This window comes from Chryseobacterium sp. HNCC26DJ239, from assembly GCF_057180445.1.
The window spans coordinates 142432-157833 of record NZ_JBXUGJ010000008.1; the positions used below are offsets into that span (position 1 = coordinate 142432).

The following is a 15402-nucleotide window of genomic DNA, read 5'->3' on the forward strand; positions in this document are numbered from 1 at the left end:
AAATTCGGTTTCATTGTTGAAAATTGTGGTACAAATGTAGAACTTATTTTTAAACCCGCAATAATTTTACGAAATAATTTTTCTATAAAGATTCATCAATTCATTGGCAATAGGCTCATCATTAAACTTTTGAACAAAGTGAAAACCCTTTTCAGCACGACGATTACGTTCGGATTCGTTTTCCCACAAAAATTTAATTTTAGCTTGAATATCCAAATGATTTTTTGGGTCTACGTACACAGAATCTGGACCACCAGCTTCGGGAAGACAGCTTGTATTACTTGTAATAACCACCGTTTTTGAAAACAAAGCTTCAATAACAGGAATCCCGAAACCTTCAAAAAAACTTGGGTAAACGAAAATATCTGCCAATTTGTAAAGCACCGCTAATTCATCCATCGAAACTCCTTCTAGAAAGTAAGTTTCAATTTTATTTTGCTGAACAAAAGCTTCAACTTTTTTGAAATATTTAGTCTTTTTACCCACAACAACCAAAGGAATTTTGGTATCTTTCAATGCTTTGACAACATTGAGTAGATTTTTGCGGTCTTCAATGGTTCCTACATTCAGAATAAATCTTTCTGGAAGTTTAAATTTTTCCTTTGTTTGCTGAATAAAATCCGCAGATTGTTCCTCCTTGAATGCATGATGACAACCTTGATAAATTACTTCAATTTTAGATTCCGGAACTTTCAGAAAATCGATGATATCTCTTTTCGTTTGCTCAGAAATAGCGATAATTTTATCCGCTGAATGTGCTGCTTTTTTAAATTTCCAAAAATGAATTTTCCTGTCGAAAAAAGAGTAATATTGAGGATACCTTTCAAAAATTAAATCGTGAATTGTAACCACTTTCTTTATTGGTTTTTTGTCCCATTTTAGAGGCAATTCGCCCGACAAACCATGAAAAATATCTACATTTTCATGTTGTGCATCTTTCCCCATTTTCAATTGTCGAGAAAGGCTTCCTTTTGAAGTTTCAACAAAATGAACGTGAGAATTTTGTAAAATTTCGGAACCTCTTTCAGATTTATTTTTATTGAGGAGAAGGTATTCGTTTTCAGGGAAATATTTCACTAAAATACGCACCAAATCGCGGGAATAGTTCCCTAAACCTGAAGTATTGTGAAAAAATCTTTTGGCATCAAATGCTATCTTCATTCTCAGGTTTTATAATATTTTGGGTAAGTTGTTTCCGCTTCCAATGTTCAGATTTTTTGCTGTACAAGAAGAATTTTCCAAGCTTGTATTTAAACACCATTTTATTATCGTAATGTGGCGCTAAAAAACGATGCGGAATTTCAGGATTTTCAGCCAAACATTGTTTAATAGAGTCTGTATAAACTGTTGGACCAGTTGTTTTATGAACATTATGAGGATAAGGATTGGTCTTGATGTTCTCAAGAATATTTTCTAATGTTCTTTGTAAAAATGGGTGTCCGGCTGCATAAACCAGACCCCATTGTACATAATATGTTGGCGGAATTTCGTCTGTCACCAAAGCTACATCATCCTCACGAATAAGCTGGTTTAAAGGGATATTGATTCCGCTGTCTACATCTAAATAAACGCCTCCTTTTTTGTAAAGAATGGCATATCTAAAAAAATCTGCTTTGGCAGCTCCAATAGTAAGCCTGTTGTAAGCTTTAGAATATTCAGGTGGAAACTCTTCTTTAAAGAATTTCTGAACGCGCTCATCATCATAAAAATGATATTCGTACTCAGGATTTTTTTTCAGCATCTTTTTGATGTGAAATTTAGTAATCCACGGTAATTGAGACGTTTTAAAAGTCTGAAATATCTGCTTAGGAATTGCCATTACTAAAGATTTAAACCGCTACATTATTCTCTCTCAATGCATCATTCAGAGATGTTTTTTTGTCGGTAGATTCTTTTCTTTTTCCGATAATTAAAGCGCAAGGAACTTGATATTCACCTGCAGGGAATTGCTTTGTATAACTTCCAGGGATTACCACTGAACGTGCAGGAACTCTTCCTTTCAATTCAACTGGCGTTTCACCTGTAATATCGATAATTTTTGTAGATGCTGTTAATACAACGTTTGCTCCTAAAACAGCTTCTTTTTCTACATGAACACCTTCAACAACGATACATCTAGAACCTACGAAACAATCGTCTTCAATAATAACCGGAGCAGCTTGAAGTGGTTCTAAAACCCCACCAATACCAACACCACCACTCAAGTGAACGTTTTTACCGATTTGCGCACAGCTTCCTACTGTAGCCCAAGTATCTACCATTGTTCCAGAATCTACGTATGCACCAATATTTACGTAAGAAGGCATCATAATAACACCTGGTGCAATGTATGCTCCCTCTCTCGCAACTGCGTGAGGAACTACTCTTACCCCTTTCTCAGCGTAATTTCTCTTCAAAGGCATTTTATCATGAAATTCAAAAGGACCTACTTCAATAGTTTCCATTTTTTGAATTGGGAAATACATTACGACAGCTTTCTTCACCCATTCGTTTACTTGCCATCCGTTTTCTGTAGGTTCTGCAGTACGAAGCTCTCCTTTATCTACCAAAGCAATTACTTCTCTGATTGCTTTTTGGCTGTCTTCGTTCTGTAATAAATCTCTGTTGTCCCAGATGTTTTCAATAGTTTGCTGTAATGACATTTTTACTTTAATTAATGTTAAAATTTAAAGGCCAAAGATACAAAAGTTTTAAGCTATTTTCAGCCATAGATGTCGTGAAACACCGAATGATTTTATCTATATCTATAAAACCCTTTGTGCGTGAAGAAAAGCTTTATTCCAATATTTTTCGTTGAGAGAAGAAATAATAACACCTTTTGAAGTAGATGCGTGAATAAATTTCACTTCACCATCATTTTCTATGGAATGTACAATCCCGACATGAGAAACTTTAGTACCTCCAGAAGTAGCAAAAAACAATAAATCTCCGGGTTTTGTATCTTTAATATCGATGGTTTTTCCAAAATCGGCTTGGTCTGCAGAACGTCTCGGAAGTTTTAAATGATTTTCGTCGAAAACTTTTACGGTAAAGCCGGAACAATCGAAACCTTCGGGAGTATTTCCTGCGTATTTATAAGGCGTTCCTAAATATTTTTCAGCATCTTTTAAAAGACCTTTTATTGAAGATGAAATTTTTCCGTTAAAATCAGAATCCAGCGAACGTAAATTTGCTGTTTTTGCAGTAGATTTTGCTGTGGTTTTAGATTTTGAAGCCGCCGATTTTGAACTTCCGCAAGAAATTATGGTAAGCGATGCCGTGAAAATAGCGATAAGAATCTTTCGAGAGAAAGTGCGTTTCATCTTCATAATTTAAAAACTACTCAAATATATAAAAATAGTGCATTGTTAAAACAAAAAAATCTGCCTTTATCGTTGATAAGGCAGATTTTAACTTTATGATTTTGTTATCCTTTCGCTTTTTCGTCGGTAAACAATTGAAAACCTTCTTTTCTTTCAATAAGTTGCATTGGGTACAATTCTGGGTTGTATTCTCCGTTTAAAACTTCGTTTAAAGCGTGCTTTTTAGATTCACCAAAAGTAACCACCAAAATGTTTTCAGCTTTGTTGATGATAGGTTCCGTTAACGTAATTCTGAACATTTCCTGAGATTTCAAATAGAAAGTATCTACCCATTTTTCCTTTTCATGAAGAATTTTTTCTCCCGGAAAAAGTGATGCAGTATGTCCATCATCTCCCATTCCCAAAAGAATAAAATCGAAAATACCGCTTTCGCCTAAAACGTTTTTAATCTGTTGTTCGTATTCTTTCGCAAAATCTACAGCCTCAACACCGTCATTATACATTGGAAAAATTTGATCTTTCACCACAGGAACTTTGTTGAAAAGCGCTTCGAAAGTCATTTTCGCATTGCTTTTTTCGTCATTTAGCGGAACCCATCTTTCATCAACCCAGAAAAAATAAATTTTCGTCCAGTCGATTTTTGATGAATATCCTTCCGTAGCCAACAAATTAAAAATAGCTTTTGGTGAAGAACCTCCACTTAATGCCACAACAAATTTACCATGCTTCTGAATCGCTTTTTCTGAAAGTTCTACAAAAGTATCTGCAGATTTTTTATATAAAGTATCTAAATCGTTAAATACAGTAACACTCATTTTTTTTGTTTTTTAAATTGTTTTAAACCCAATGATGCCCTTGTCTTTCTGGCAAAGCAAAACTGTCTTTTGGTCCCCAACTTCCCGCTTCATAATTTGGCAATGATGGGGCTTTTCTGCTTTCCCAAGTTTCCTGAATGGTTTTTACAACATCCCAAGCTTCTTCCACCTGGTCTGAACGCATGAAAAGCGTTAAATCTCCAATTAAAGCATCCAACAACAATGTTTCGTAAGCTTCCGGCGTGTTTTCTTGGCAAGCAAAATTGTCGAAAATCATTTCTACAGGTTGCAAATCTAGTTCAAGACCTGGTTTTTTCGCCATAAACTGAAGTCTAATATCCATCATCGGTTGAATATTAATAATCAAACGATTTGCAGATAAATTTTGTGAACTTGCAGAGAAAGTAGAACTTGGTAAAGGCTTAAACTGAATGGTAATGTAAGAATGCTTTTCGTGCATTTTTTTACCTGTTCTTACGTAGAAAGGCGTGTCTTGCCATCTTTCGTTGTCTAAATAAAACTTTACGGCAGCAAAAGTTTCTGTGTTAGAATCTGGTGCAATTCCGTCTTCTTGTCTGTATCCTTTTACCGAACTTCCGTTAATCGTTCCTTTTCCATATTGACCTCTTACTGCGTAATGGTCTACTTTTTCAGGAGAAATTCTTCGGATAGATTTTAAAACATCTACTTTACGGTCTCTAATTTCGCCAGATTCCAGAGAAGCAGGCGGTTCCATTGCAACCATACATAAAATTTGAAGCAAATGGTTTTGAATCATATCTCGTAAAGCCCCAGTTTGCTCGTAAAAGCTTCCTCTCGTTTCTACACCAACTTCTTCAGCTACTGTAATTTGAACAGATTCAATGTGTTGACAATCCCAAATTGGTTCAAAAATAGAGTTCCCAAATCTGAATGCCAAAATATTCTGCACGGTTTCTTTCCCTAAATAATGGTCGATTCGGTAGATTTGCTCTTCTTCGAAGTTTTCTGCCAATAAAGCATTCAGCTCAATTGCCGATTGTTTATTGTGTCCAAAAGGTTTCTCGATAATGATTCTGTCTTTTTTAGAATCAGAAGCAAGAAGGTTATTTTTTAAGTGATTAGAAATAACAGGAACGAAATTTGGACCAATAGAAAGATAAAATAATCTGTTCCCTCTTGTTCCGTAAATGGTATCAAGTTTTTCTAATTTTTCGTTTAAGTTTTTATAAGAAGCTTCATCATCAAGTTGATGCTGAATATATTTTATATGTGCCTGAAAACCTGCCCAATCTTCATCAGTAACTTTTTTTCTGGAAAACTCGTTAAGATTTTCTTTAATATAATTTTTAAAATAATCGTCGTTGTGCTCTGCTCTTCCAAGCGCTACAATGGTGAATCCTTTTGGCATTCTACCGTCGATGTACAAATTATAAAAAGCCGGAAAAAGTTTTCTTTTTGCTAAATCACCTGTCGCACCAAAAATAATGATCGAAGTTGGACGCAGGATTTTATTTTCACTCATTTCTCCGATTTTTTAATTATTGGTAGTTTGCCAGTTGGTATGAAAAACACCTTCTCTATCTTTTCTTTGATAGGTATGCGCTCCAAAAAAATCACGTTGTGCCTGCAAAAGATTTATCGGTAGAGATTCTGTAGTGTATGCATCAAAATATCCTAAAGCTGCTTGAAGACCAATGCTCGGAATTCCGTTTGATACGGCAAAAGCACTCGATTTTCTTAATGACGAAAGGTTGGCTTTTACAAGTGTTGCAATCTCAGCATCTAATAAAATATTAGACAAGTTTTCGTCTTTTAAATATGCTTGATAGAATTTCTCTAACAAACCTGAGCGAATGATACAACCGCCTCTCCAGATTTTCACTACATCTTTTAAAGGAATCTCAAATTTATACTCTTCAGAAGCTTTCACCAATAAAGCTAAACCTTGCGCATAACTTATTAATGTAGCTAAATACAACGCCTCACCTACTTCTTTAATGAAAAGTTCTATGTTTTCTGGGTGAATAATATCGTTTTTAGGATATAATTGAGAAGCTTTTACCCTTTCTTCTTTATAAGCAGAAATAATTCTAGAAGTAACCGCCACATCGATAGTTGGGATTGAAACACCAATTTCCATAGCCTGCTCCGAAGTCCATTTCCCTGTTCCTTTTGCACCAGCTTTATCTAAAATTTGATCCACAAGATATCCGTCTGTAAGATCGTCTTTTTGTGCAAAAATATCTCTTGTAATTTCAAGTAAAAAAGAGTTCATCTCGCCCTTATTCCACTGTGTGAAAACTTCGTGAAGTTGGTTGTTGTTTAAACCCGCACCTTTTCTTAGTAAATCGTACGCTTCTGTAATAAGTTGCATAATTGCGTACTCGATTCCGTTGTGAACCATTTTTACATAGTTTCCGGCAGAACCTTTCCCCATGTAAGCGGTACAAGCTTCGCCATCTACTTTCGCTGCAATCGATTCCAACATCGGTTGGAAGGTTTTAAAAGCTTCAAGATTTCCTCCAGGCATAATACTCGGACCTCTTCTTGCTCCTTGTTCGCCACCAGAAACACCAATTCCCATGAAATGAATGTTCTTTTTGGCTAAATCTGCAATTCTTCTGTTGGTATCTTTAAAATAAGAATTCCCTGCATCTACTACAATATCTCCTTCACTTAAAAGCGGAGTGATATTTTCTAGAACTGCGTCTACAGGTTTTCCAGCAGGAACCATTAGAATAATTTTTCTTGGACTTTCAAGATTTGAAACAAAATCTTCGAGAGCGTTGGTTCCTTTTACTTTCATTTCAGGTGTTGCTCCTTCATGAAGGTCTTTCACTTTTTCACTGTCAAGGTCAAACCCTGCAACAGAGAAACCGTTATCGGCTATGTTATAAAGGAGATTTCTTCCCATAACGCCGAGACCAATCACCCCGTAATTGTATACTTCCATTTTTACTTTATATTAGATCTTTCTCTTAAAAAGCTATAAAATTACGAATTGTATCATTTAAAATAAGAATTATGAGAAAAAACATCTTTTTAAATTATAATAAAAATAGATTTCGCAAAGATAATACCACGCTAAAGAAAATACCTTAAGCAACTAAAAATCAAATAAATAAAATGAAAAAAAATTATATTTATTTTTAAAATAAAAAAAATATTTTACTGCAAAAAAATATTTTGCCTTATCATAAAATTACTTTTGCAAACTGATTAGGATTTTAAAAACGGTAAATTTTAGTTTTTCAAAAAAATAAATCATAATTTAATATGTTTAAAATTTTGGCTTTGTTTTTGAATGGTTTCGATTATGAAAAATATTTACATACTCGAAGACGAGACAGGCATTAGAGATGCATTACAATTGCTTCTCTCATTTGAAAATTATGAAGTAAGATCATTTTCAACAATCGAGGCTTTTCATGAGCGAAATAAAAATGAAGTTCCAGATCTTTTTATTTTGGATGTGATGATGCCCGATGGTTTAGGAACTACGGTTTGCAATCAACTTAAAAGTGATGAAAGTACAGCTCACATTCCTGTAATGATTATGAGTGCACATGCAAAGAATGCAGATGTTGTAAAAGCATGTAATGCAGATGTTTTCATCAGTAAACCTTTTGATATTGACGAGGTGATAGAAATTATTGAAGATCTTACCAAAAAAGTAAAAGCGTAAAAAAAAGTCTACTTTTCTTAAAAAAATATAAGCTGCTATGATATTTGCAGCTTTTTTTATGCAATAAAAAAAAGTTTAATTTCTTAATATATCAAAAAAAATATATAAAATTGACTGCGGTCATACTTTGGAAATCATCATATTAAGTAATTTTAGAATACTAAAAACTAAAGTTATTATTTATTAAAGCATCCCAAATATTTTTGGAATGCTTTAATTTTACTAGCGATATTTCTTAAAGTTACTACGCAAAATATTTAGTATTGGATACCAAGTTGAGCGTATTCAACAGTTTTTTAAATTCTTTAGAATAGCGGAAAACTTTAGAATCTCCTTTTTTTGAAGGATATTCTTCATGTCCCGAAAAATAGTAGTGTTTTTGTTCATTATTTATTTTCATTTCAAGTTCCCACTCTGTTCCTTCTAAGACTTCTTCGTTGCAGTAATTTTCTTTCCAGTTTTCAAAGCCAATTTCCTCTAAAGTAGAAATCAGTTCTTTTTCTTTAGAACCAGCAATTTTTTTATCAGGACTTTGAAGAATTTCTTTAAAGTACCCAAAACATTCACTTATATACAGCAACCCCTTATCTATGATGATTTCAGCACCTTTTCCCTGTGGATTTCCTATACAAAATCGCAAGAAATCTATTTTTTCGATTTTATTATGTAGCATAATTTTTCTTATTTTTTTTTCTTTAATCATTATTGGCGAAAAACATCTGTTACAACGGTTTTCTTCCGGTAAAAAGATTAATTACAATTACAATAATGGCAATAACCAATAAGACATGAACCAATTTTGAAGTCTCCATTCCAGGAACAATTCCGAGCATTCCTAAAAGCCAAACAATAATACAGATAACGGCAACAAGCCAAAGTAAACTTCTCATAACATTAATTTTTTGATTTGACTTAGTTTATACAATTTGTTTGCCTTTTTAGATAAAATTTGAATTTTATTCCTAATTAATTTTCATCAGAACATTCATGTGAATTTTAACAACAAAAAAATGGCTTAATTACCTCATTTTTTATTTCGCTAAATTGCTTTTTATACATTCAAAAAAGTATATAAAAATTAAAAATACCACCTTTCTTTTTGTATCTATTTTAGATTTAAGCAAAAAAAAGCCTCCTACCAAAAAGCAAGAGGCTGAATCGAAATAAAAACATAGATTGCCCCATCTGAAATGGGCTGCAATATAGATTTTAAATAGTCTGTATCGTTCTAAAAAGAGATAAAACCTAAAGTCTTACGACTAAGCAAGTTTTACATTGATAGCGTTAAGCCCTCTTTCGCTCTTTTGAACATCAAAAGTTACTTTGTCATTTTCACGAATTGATCTTGAAACCAATCCTGAAGAATGTACAAATACATCTTTACTTCCGTCTGCCGGAGAAATAAACCCGAAGCCTTTTGCTTCATTGAAAAATTTTACTGTGCCTTCTTGCATTGTAATTATTATTAAAATTGTATATGATAATCTGTAAACTTTACAGCTTTATTTTTAAAAATTTCCGACAGGAATCGCAAATCCTATCAGTTTTTGAATATTCTTGAGTTCTTCATGCTCTTCAGTAGTGCAAAAAGAAGCAAAAGAACCTTTACTACTTAATCTTTTAATTCTCTGAATATACGTTTCTGCGGTATTTGGAAGATCGTAGCTTATGATATTTGAAATCTCATCAATATCCATCCCTTTTGTCGCAATATCGGTGGTAACCAATACATCAATTTGATTGGTACGAAACTTTGCTAATGTTTCACTTTTCGCATTCTGTGTTTTATTTCCATAGATAGAACCTGTACGAAAACCTGCTTTTTCAAGATTTTCTACAACTTCATCTGCGGTATATTTATCGTTTGTAAAAACCAAAGAAGGGTTACTCTTTTTCTGTTGGGTAAGCAGATCTATCAAACTATCTGTTTTGTCTCTTTTTTCAACAAAAAATAATTTTTGTGAAATTTCATTTAATGAGACTGCGCTTCCGTTAATGATAACTTCAGATGGATTTTTAGCAATGGTAGAAACAGATTTTCTTATTCCATCTGAAACAGATTCGCAAAAAACTAAAGTTTGAATATCTTTTGGAATAAGCATCTGTATGTTTTTTACAGCAGTAAGAGATTCTTTCTCAAACATTTTATCTGCATTGTACAAGACAAAAATTTCTAGTTTAGATAAATTAATAGCTCGTCTTTGCGAAGTTTCCATTAATCTTTCAGGAGTAGCCACCAAAACATCAACCCTTTTTTTGAAAGAAGCCAGCTGACTTTCATCTAAAGCACTTTCGTTAATCCTAAGCTGTATAAGCGGTAAATACTTGCTGTATAACTCCAGTTTACGTTCGATTTCTACGGCCAATTCGTCTGTAGAAGTTAAAATTAAAGCTCTAATTTTGGTATGTTCCGTAGTATTTCGTTTCAATAACTGCAACATAGGAACTGCAAAAGCCGCTTTTTTCCCGCTTCCTTTCGGGGCAGATGCCAAAACATCTTTCCCTTCTAGAATTATAGGAATTACCTCATTCTGAATCTCTGTGGGTTTCGAATATCCTGCTTCTGTAACCGCTCGAACGATGGGATTTATTAATTGTAAATTTTTGAAACTTATCATAAATTTTTTTGAAATCACCTGTATTTTTAGGCGATCGCATTCCAAAAGAATTATTTCAATCCTTTCTCCTTAATCTTTGTTTTCTTAATTTCTTTATTAAAAAAGATTACTCTTCATATAACGACAAAGAAACTAGGTAACAAATGGGAAGCTGAAAAGCAAAACTGAATGATAAAATGTGATTTTAAATATTGCAGAATAGCGTAGGCAGAAACCTGTTATTATTAAAGTTCTGCAAATGTAAGATAAAACAATTCAATAAAAAACATATATAATTAACTGATTATCAAAATTATATTCATACATTACGCACAAGAATATTTTTCTATAAAACTTGCGGATGCCTTTTTTGAAGATATTCCGAAAATTAATTAATCTTAAACCTAATAAATAAAAGAATCTTTTGCATAAAACTTTAAAACCTCTGCGTTCTAAAATTTGTAAACAAAAGCATTAATATTCATCCCTGCTCCTACAGATGCGAAAAGCACTACATCTCCTTTTTTAATTTCATGCTCTTCCAACTCACCTTTCAAAATCATTGTAAGAAGAGATGGGATTGTGGCCACACTACTGTTTCCTAATTTTTGTATAACCATAGGCATAATGTTCTGCGGCATTTGTTGGTCATAAAGCTGATAAAACCTTTTTACAATCGCTTCGTCCATTTTTTCATTCGCCTGATGAATAATAATTTTACTTAACTCATCTATCGAATATCCACTGTTATCAAGACATTTTTTCATCGCATCGGGCACATGCAGTAAGGCAAACTCGTAGATTTTTCGCCCATCCATTTTAATATATTTAATGTCTTCAGAACTTTCATTATTATATGATTTTCCAAAAAACAGATAATCTTTTTCTGCAAAAGTAAAAGAGGCAGATAAGTGCGATTGTATTCCAGAATCATCATTATTATTTACTTCCAAAATTACAGCTCCGGCTCCGTCTGCATAGATCATACTGTCTCTATCGTGTATATCTACTACGCGAGACAAAGTTTCTGCACCTACCACAAGACATCTTTTAGCAATATCAGATTTTATAAAGGCATTACCTTGGATAACCCCTTCAATCCAACCTGGGCAACCAAACAACACATCATAAGCAACGCAAAAATTGTTCTTTATTTTAAGTGAATATTTTAGTCTCGATGCAAGACTGGGAACAGTGTCTGATTGTACAGTTCCAAAGGTTACATCACCAAAATTATGAGCAAAAATAATGTAGTCTAAAGTTTCGGGATCTATCCCAGAATCTTCTATCGCAGCCTTTGCCGCGATTAATGCAAGATCCGAAGTTACCTGATTGCGGTCTGCATACCTTCTTTCTTCGATACCTGTAATTTTCTTTAATTTTTCGGTAAGAGAAAAATTGTCATCTGGTAATAAAATTCCTTTTTCGTCAAGGAAAACGTGTTTGTCAAAAAATAAATGGGTTATGGTTTGCTCCGGAATACAATTTCCGACACCAATGATCTTACTTGTCATCTGAAAATACTTTTTTTATAAATTGCTTTTTATACCAAACAAAAGATCAATAAAAGTGATAAACAAAGAGCTTTAAATTATTCGAAAAGCCCTTAAATGGATGTCGTTCTACAAACTAATGTTCTAAGAAATAAACCTAAAATCTTAGGATTTCCCACCTGATAAATTCATCAGAAAAACCCACTAAAAGTCTAATTCTTGTTTAAAGGTAGTAGATTAACTTCAAATATCACCAATATTTTATTCAATATCTTTTGATTTTATTCAAAAATATTAATCGTCTGTTGTGAATATTTCTTTCGCACGGCTTTTTAGCCCTTTAAACATGCATCTTTCAGATCTCTAACTTGGGTAATTTATTTTAAATTTTAACTATGCTTTGCATTAGTTTTTCTAGTCAAATAGTATTGGGTAATTAGTAAAAATTAAAATAGAACAAGAATATACCCGAAAAAACAACAACCCAATTGAAATAAATAAAGCTTTGAAATACAGCATAAAATAAAAAAAAGTGAGATGGAAAACATCTCACTTTTTTTTCGATCTAAATATCTTCATCCAAAACTTCAATAATATTTTGGTATAAAAAATCGAGTTCATCTGAAGTTATACAATATGGTGGAACGAGATACATCACATTTCCTAAAGGCCGCATAATGATACCTCTTTCTAAAAATTTAGCATAAAAAAACTTTCCAATTTGGTTAAAATAAGAAGTTTGCGCATCATTTTTGATTTCCCAAGCTAAAATAGTTCCGGTTTGTCGCGCATTTTCTACTTTTGAATGCTGATTAAGTATTTTTAAAAATTCAGAATGTTTATCACAAATCTGCTGAATATTTTGAAGTGTTTCTTCTTGCAACAAAAGCTTCATGCTTGCCAAAGCTGCTGTACACGCTAAAGGATTTGCCGTGAAAGAATGCCCATGAAATAAGGTTTTATAAACATCTTCCGACAAAAAAGCATCAAAAATTTCTTGCGAAGCAGTCGTAATTCCCATTGGCATTGTTCCACCTGTTAAGCCTTTTGAAAAACACATAATATCAGGTTTTTCTGGAAGATAATTTGCGGCAAATAATCTCCCTGTTCTTCCAAATCCTGTAAAAACTTCATCTTGAATCATTAAAACATCGTTTTCTCTGCAAAACTTCATCAATTCAGATAAATCTTCAGGTTGATGCATCAACATTCCGGCTGCTCCTTGAACCAAAGGTTCATAAATAAAACATGCAATTTCCTGAGCATTTGCTGAAATAATTGTTTTTAATTCATCCAAATTTTCAAAATTCGGAGTATCAATAAAAATGACTTCAAAAAGCATTTCACCAAAAGGTTTCGTCCAAATACTTCTTCCGCTTACCGACATCGCTCCAAAAGTATCACCGTGATACGCATTTTTAAATGCTAAAATTTTCGTTTTTTCTTGTCCGCGATTATTCCAAAACTGAATGCACATTTTCAAGGCAACTTCAACCGCAGTTGAGCCATTATCCGAATAAAAAACTTTCGCCTGATTTTCGGGTAACAACTGTAATAAATTTTCTGATAACTGAATTGACGATTCATGTGTGAAACCTGCAAAAATAACCTGTTCTAAAGTATTTAATTGCTCAGAAACCTTTTGCGCAATATACGGATGAGCGTGCCCATGAAGCGTAACCCACCACGAAGAAACTGCATCGAGATACCGTTTTCCGTCTTCATCAAAAAGATAAATTCCTTTTCCTTTCACAATCGGAATTGCATCTTCAGTCGTTTTCATTTGTGTGTAGGGATGCCAATTGACGGCTCTGTCGCGGGAAGCTAGATTCATAAGTAATGAGTAAAAAATGATGAATAATTATAAAATTGACTAATGTCTATTGAAAATTCACTTTTTAACACGTTGTTTTTTCTTTTTTCATCGGTTTTAAACCTAAGGTTTGAAGAAGTTGCATATCTTCAGAAACTCCGGGATTTGGTGTTACCAAAAGCGTTTCTCTTTCGCCGGTAAAAATAGAATTGGCTCCTGCCATAAAACACCAACCTTGCTCGAATTCTGTCATTTCAATTCTTCCAGCACTTAAACGAACCATAGATGAAGGCATAATAATTCTTGCCGTTGCAATCATTCTCACCATTTCCCAAGTATTGGTTTTCTCATTGTCCTGAAGCGGCGTTCCTTCTACTCTAGCCAATGCATTGATAGGAACTGATTCCGGATGTTTTGGCATTGTCGCTAAAGTTAAAAGCATTGAAATTCGATCTCTATGCGTTTCTCCAAGACCAATAATTCCACCTGAACAAACTGTAATCCCTGCTTTTCTTACATTATTGATTGTATTAATTCTGTTATCAAAAGTTCTGGTAGAGATAATTTCTTCATAATACTGTTCAGAAGTATCCAAATTGTGATTATACGCGTACAAACCTGCTTCTTGAAGACGTTTTGCCTGATCTTCTGTGAGCATTCCCAGTGTGCAGCAGACTTCCATTCCTAAATCATTGACACCTTTAACCATGTCTATAACTCTATCAAAATCACGATTATCACGTACTTCACGCCAAGCTGCAGCCATACAAAAACGAGAAGAACCTCCTTCTTTTGCTTTTTTAGCATGTTCAATAACCTGCTCTGTTGGAAGTAGCGCCTGAACTTTAATATTCGTATGATAACGCGCCGCTTGTCCGCAATACGAACAATCTTCTGGGCAACCTCCTGTTTTTATGGATAACAAAGTCGACATTTGAATTTCCTCAGGATTGTGCCATTCACGATGCACGGTTGCTGCTTTATAAATGAGTTCAAGCAAAGGAAGATTGTAGATTTCTTCAATTTCTTCTTTTGTCCAATCGTTTCTTAGTGTTTTAGTTGTCATATATTTTCTATTTTTTTTGTAATAATTTCTATATTTTCTTGGGTAATATTTTCCATTTCCGGAATCCTGATAATTTGAGTTTTCATTTGAATATTTGAACAAATAATTCGCTCTGTATCTTCTGGAAATTCGCCGTTAAGAATTAGATATTCCAGCATAATTTCCCTTTGTTTTAAAGCCATGATCGATAACAAAGTATGATTAATACAGCCCAAATAATTTTTCACCACCAACGCAACTGGAAGTTTGAGATATTCAATTAAATCAATAATAGATTCACTGTCATTCAACGGAACCATTAAACCTCCCGCTCCTTCCACAATTAAATCAGCTTCGGTTTCTGGAATTTTGAACTTTTTTAAATCAATCACAACACTTTCTTCTTTCGCCGATTGATGCGGAGAAGCTGCCAATTGAAATCGATAAGTTTCAGGATAGCAAACCATGTTTTCGCCTACCCATTTCTTTATTTTCATAGAATCTGAAAAATCTAAATCTCCAGATTGTACTGGTTTCCAATATTCGGCGTTGAAATATTTCGTTAAAACCGCAGAGCAAACCGTTTTTCCCACTTCTGTGCCTATTCCGGTTACAAACAACTTTTTTCGTTTTGTTTTCAATTTTTTTTAATCTTTTTTAAAGGAGTTTT

Annotated in this window: 16 protein-coding genes; 1 reads left to right on the forward strand and 15 read right to left on the reverse strand. The window is 33.5% G+C overall.

Features of this window, described 5'->3' with window-relative positions; genetic code table 11:
- Positions 1-66: 66 nt before the first annotated feature.
- The 7 genes from AC2A1D_RS16910 to gndA form a co-directional block, all read right to left on the reverse strand.
- Positions 67-1161: a glycosyltransferase family 4 protein gene (locus tag AC2A1D_RS16910; protein ID WP_484044755.1), complete on the reverse strand. Its 1095-nt coding sequence runs from the start codon at positions 1159-1161 to the stop codon at positions 67-69.
- Complete coding sequence (locus AC2A1D_RS16915) at positions 1145-1819, reverse strand: glycosyltransferase family 32 protein (protein WP_484044756.1); 675 nt, start codon at positions 1817-1819, stop codon at positions 1145-1147. Before AC2A1D_RS16915 ends, AC2A1D_RS16910 begins: the two co-directional genes overlap by 17 nt.
- A gap of 10 nt (positions 1820-1829) precedes the next feature.
- The gene (locus tag AC2A1D_RS16920; protein ID WP_484044757.1) at positions 1830-2642 is read right to left on the reverse strand and encodes a 2,3,4,5-tetrahydropyridine-2,6-dicarboxylate N-succinyltransferase; all 813 of its coding nucleotides are present in this window, start codon (positions 2640-2642) and stop codon (positions 1830-1832) included.
- A 102-nt stretch (positions 2643-2744) separates the two neighbouring features.
- Positions 2745-3308 carry a C40 family peptidase gene (locus AC2A1D_RS16925; RefSeq protein WP_484044758.1) on the reverse strand — a complete coding sequence of 188 codons (564 nt, stop codon included), beginning with the start codon at positions 3306-3308 and terminating at the stop codon, positions 2745-2747.
- Positions 3309-3406: 98 nt separating this feature from the next.
- Positions 3407-4117 carry a 6-phosphogluconolactonase gene (gene pgl, locus AC2A1D_RS16930; protein ID WP_484044759.1) on the reverse strand — a complete coding sequence of 237 codons (711 nt, stop codon included), beginning with the start codon at positions 4115-4117 and terminating at the stop codon, positions 3407-3409.
- Positions 4118-4139: 22 nt separating this feature from the next.
- Positions 4140-5621, reverse strand: coding sequence for a glucose-6-phosphate dehydrogenase (gene zwf / locus AC2A1D_RS16935; protein ID WP_484044760.1), 1482 nt, complete (start codon positions 5619-5621; stop codon positions 4140-4142).
- Between the two features lie 12 nt (positions 5622-5633).
- On the reverse strand, positions 5634-7052 hold the full coding sequence (gene gndA, locus AC2A1D_RS16940; RefSeq protein ID WP_484044761.1) for an NADP-dependent phosphogluconate dehydrogenase: 1419 nt from the start codon (positions 7050-7052) through the stop codon (positions 5634-5636).
- Between the two features lie 363 nt (positions 7053-7415).
- On the opposite strand from gndA, the gene AC2A1D_RS16945 reads away from it, so the two are divergent.
- Positions 7416-7784, forward strand: coding sequence for a response regulator transcription factor (locus AC2A1D_RS16945; RefSeq protein WP_484044762.1), 369 nt, complete (start codon positions 7416-7418; stop codon positions 7782-7784).
- Between the two features lie 244 nt (positions 7785-8028).
- Here AC2A1D_RS16945 and AC2A1D_RS16950 read toward each other — a convergent pair whose 3' ends face one another.
- From AC2A1D_RS16950 to bioD, 8 genes are all read right to left on the reverse strand, one after another.
- Positions 8029-8457 (reverse strand): hypothetical protein, encoded by a 429-nt coding sequence (locus AC2A1D_RS16950; protein ID WP_484044763.1) that lies wholly within the window; start codon positions 8455-8457, stop codon positions 8029-8031.
- Positions 8458-8506: 49 nt separating this feature from the next.
- Positions 8507-8674: a lmo0937 family membrane protein gene (locus AC2A1D_RS16955; protein ID WP_484044764.1), complete on the reverse strand. Its 168-nt coding sequence runs from the start codon at positions 8672-8674 to the stop codon at positions 8507-8509.
- A 369-nt stretch (positions 8675-9043) separates the two neighbouring features.
- Entirely contained in the window at positions 9044-9238 is a 195-nt protein-coding gene (locus AC2A1D_RS16960; protein WP_484044765.1) for a cold-shock protein, read from the reverse strand.
- A 54-nt stretch (positions 9239-9292) separates the two neighbouring features.
- Entirely contained in the window at positions 9293-10402 is a 1110-nt protein-coding gene (locus AC2A1D_RS16965; protein ID WP_484044766.1) for a DEAD/DEAH box helicase, read from the reverse strand.
- Between the two features lie 431 nt (positions 10403-10833).
- Positions 10834-11895 carry a 3-oxoacyl-ACP synthase III family protein gene (locus AC2A1D_RS16970; RefSeq protein WP_484044767.1) on the reverse strand — a complete coding sequence of 354 codons (1062 nt, stop codon included), beginning with the start codon at positions 11893-11895 and terminating at the stop codon, positions 10834-10836.
- A gap of 544 nt (positions 11896-12439) precedes the next feature.
- The gene (bioA, locus tag AC2A1D_RS16975; RefSeq protein WP_484044768.1) at positions 12440-13708 is read right to left on the reverse strand and encodes an adenosylmethionine--8-amino-7-oxononanoate transaminase; all 1269 of its coding nucleotides are present in this window, start codon (positions 13706-13708) and stop codon (positions 12440-12442) included.
- Positions 13709-13772: 64 nt separating this feature from the next.
- Positions 13773-14753, reverse strand: a complete 981-nt coding sequence (gene bioB / locus AC2A1D_RS16980; protein WP_484044769.1) for a biotin synthase BioB — start codon at positions 14751-14753, stop codon at positions 13773-13775.
- Entirely contained in the window at positions 14750-15373 is a 624-nt protein-coding gene (gene bioD, locus AC2A1D_RS16985; RefSeq protein ID WP_484044770.1) for a dethiobiotin synthase, read from the reverse strand. Before bioD ends, bioB begins: the two co-directional genes overlap by 4 nt.
- Positions 15374-15402: the final 29 nt, after the last annotated feature.

Excerpts from the sequence above, each read along its gene's own strand:
- AC2A1D_RS16910 (WP_484044755.1), bottom strand. The coding sequence starts at position 1,161 with ATGAAGATAGCATTTGATGCCAAAAGATTTTTTCACAATACTTCAGGT.
- AC2A1D_RS16915 (WP_484044756.1), bottom strand. The coding sequence starts at position 1,819 with ATGGCAATTCCTAAGCAGATATTTCAGACTTTTAAAACGTCTCAATTA.
- AC2A1D_RS16920 (WP_484044757.1), bottom strand. The coding sequence starts at position 2,642 with ATGTCATTACAGCAAACTATTGAAAACATCTGGGACAACAGAGATTTA.
- AC2A1D_RS16925 (WP_484044758.1), bottom strand. The coding sequence starts at position 3,308 with ATGAAGATGAAACGCACTTTCTCTCGAAAGATTCTTATCGCTATTTTC.
- pgl (WP_484044759.1), bottom strand. The coding sequence starts at position 4,117 with ATGAGTGTTACTGTATTTAACGATTTAGATACTTTATATAAAAAATCT.
- zwf (WP_484044760.1), bottom strand. The coding sequence starts at position 5,621 with ATGAGTGAAAATAAAATCCTGCGTCCAACTTCGATCATTATTTTTGGT.
- gndA (WP_484044761.1), bottom strand. The coding sequence starts at position 7,052 with ATGGAAGTATACAATTACGGGGTGATTGGTCTCGGCGTTATGGGAAGA.
- AC2A1D_RS16945 (WP_484044762.1), top strand. The coding sequence starts at position 7,416 with ATGAAAAATATTTACATACTCGAAGACGAGACAGGCATTAGAGATGCA.
- AC2A1D_RS16950 (WP_484044763.1), bottom strand. The coding sequence starts at position 8,457 with ATGCTACATAATAAAATCGAAAAAATAGATTTCTTGCGATTTTGTATA.
- AC2A1D_RS16955 (WP_484044764.1), bottom strand. The coding sequence starts at position 8,674 with ATGAGAAGTTTACTTTGGCTTGTTGCCGTTATCTGTATTATTGTTTGG.
- AC2A1D_RS16960 (WP_484044765.1), bottom strand. The coding sequence starts at position 9,238 with ATGCAAGAAGGCACAGTAAAATTTTTCAATGAAGCAAAAGGCTTCGGG.
- AC2A1D_RS16965 (WP_484044766.1), bottom strand. The coding sequence starts at position 10,402 with ATGATAAGTTTCAAAAATTTACAATTAATAAATCCCATCGTTCGAGCG.
- AC2A1D_RS16970 (WP_484044767.1), bottom strand. The coding sequence starts at position 11,895 with ATGACAAGTAAGATCATTGGTGTCGGAAATTGTATTCCGGAGCAAACC.
- bioA (WP_484044768.1), bottom strand. The coding sequence starts at position 13,708 with ATGAATCTAGCTTCCCGCGACAGAGCCGTCAATTGGCATCCCTACACA.
- bioB (WP_484044769.1), bottom strand. The coding sequence starts at position 14,753 with ATGACAACTAAAACACTAAGAAACGATTGGACAAAAGAAGAAATTGAA.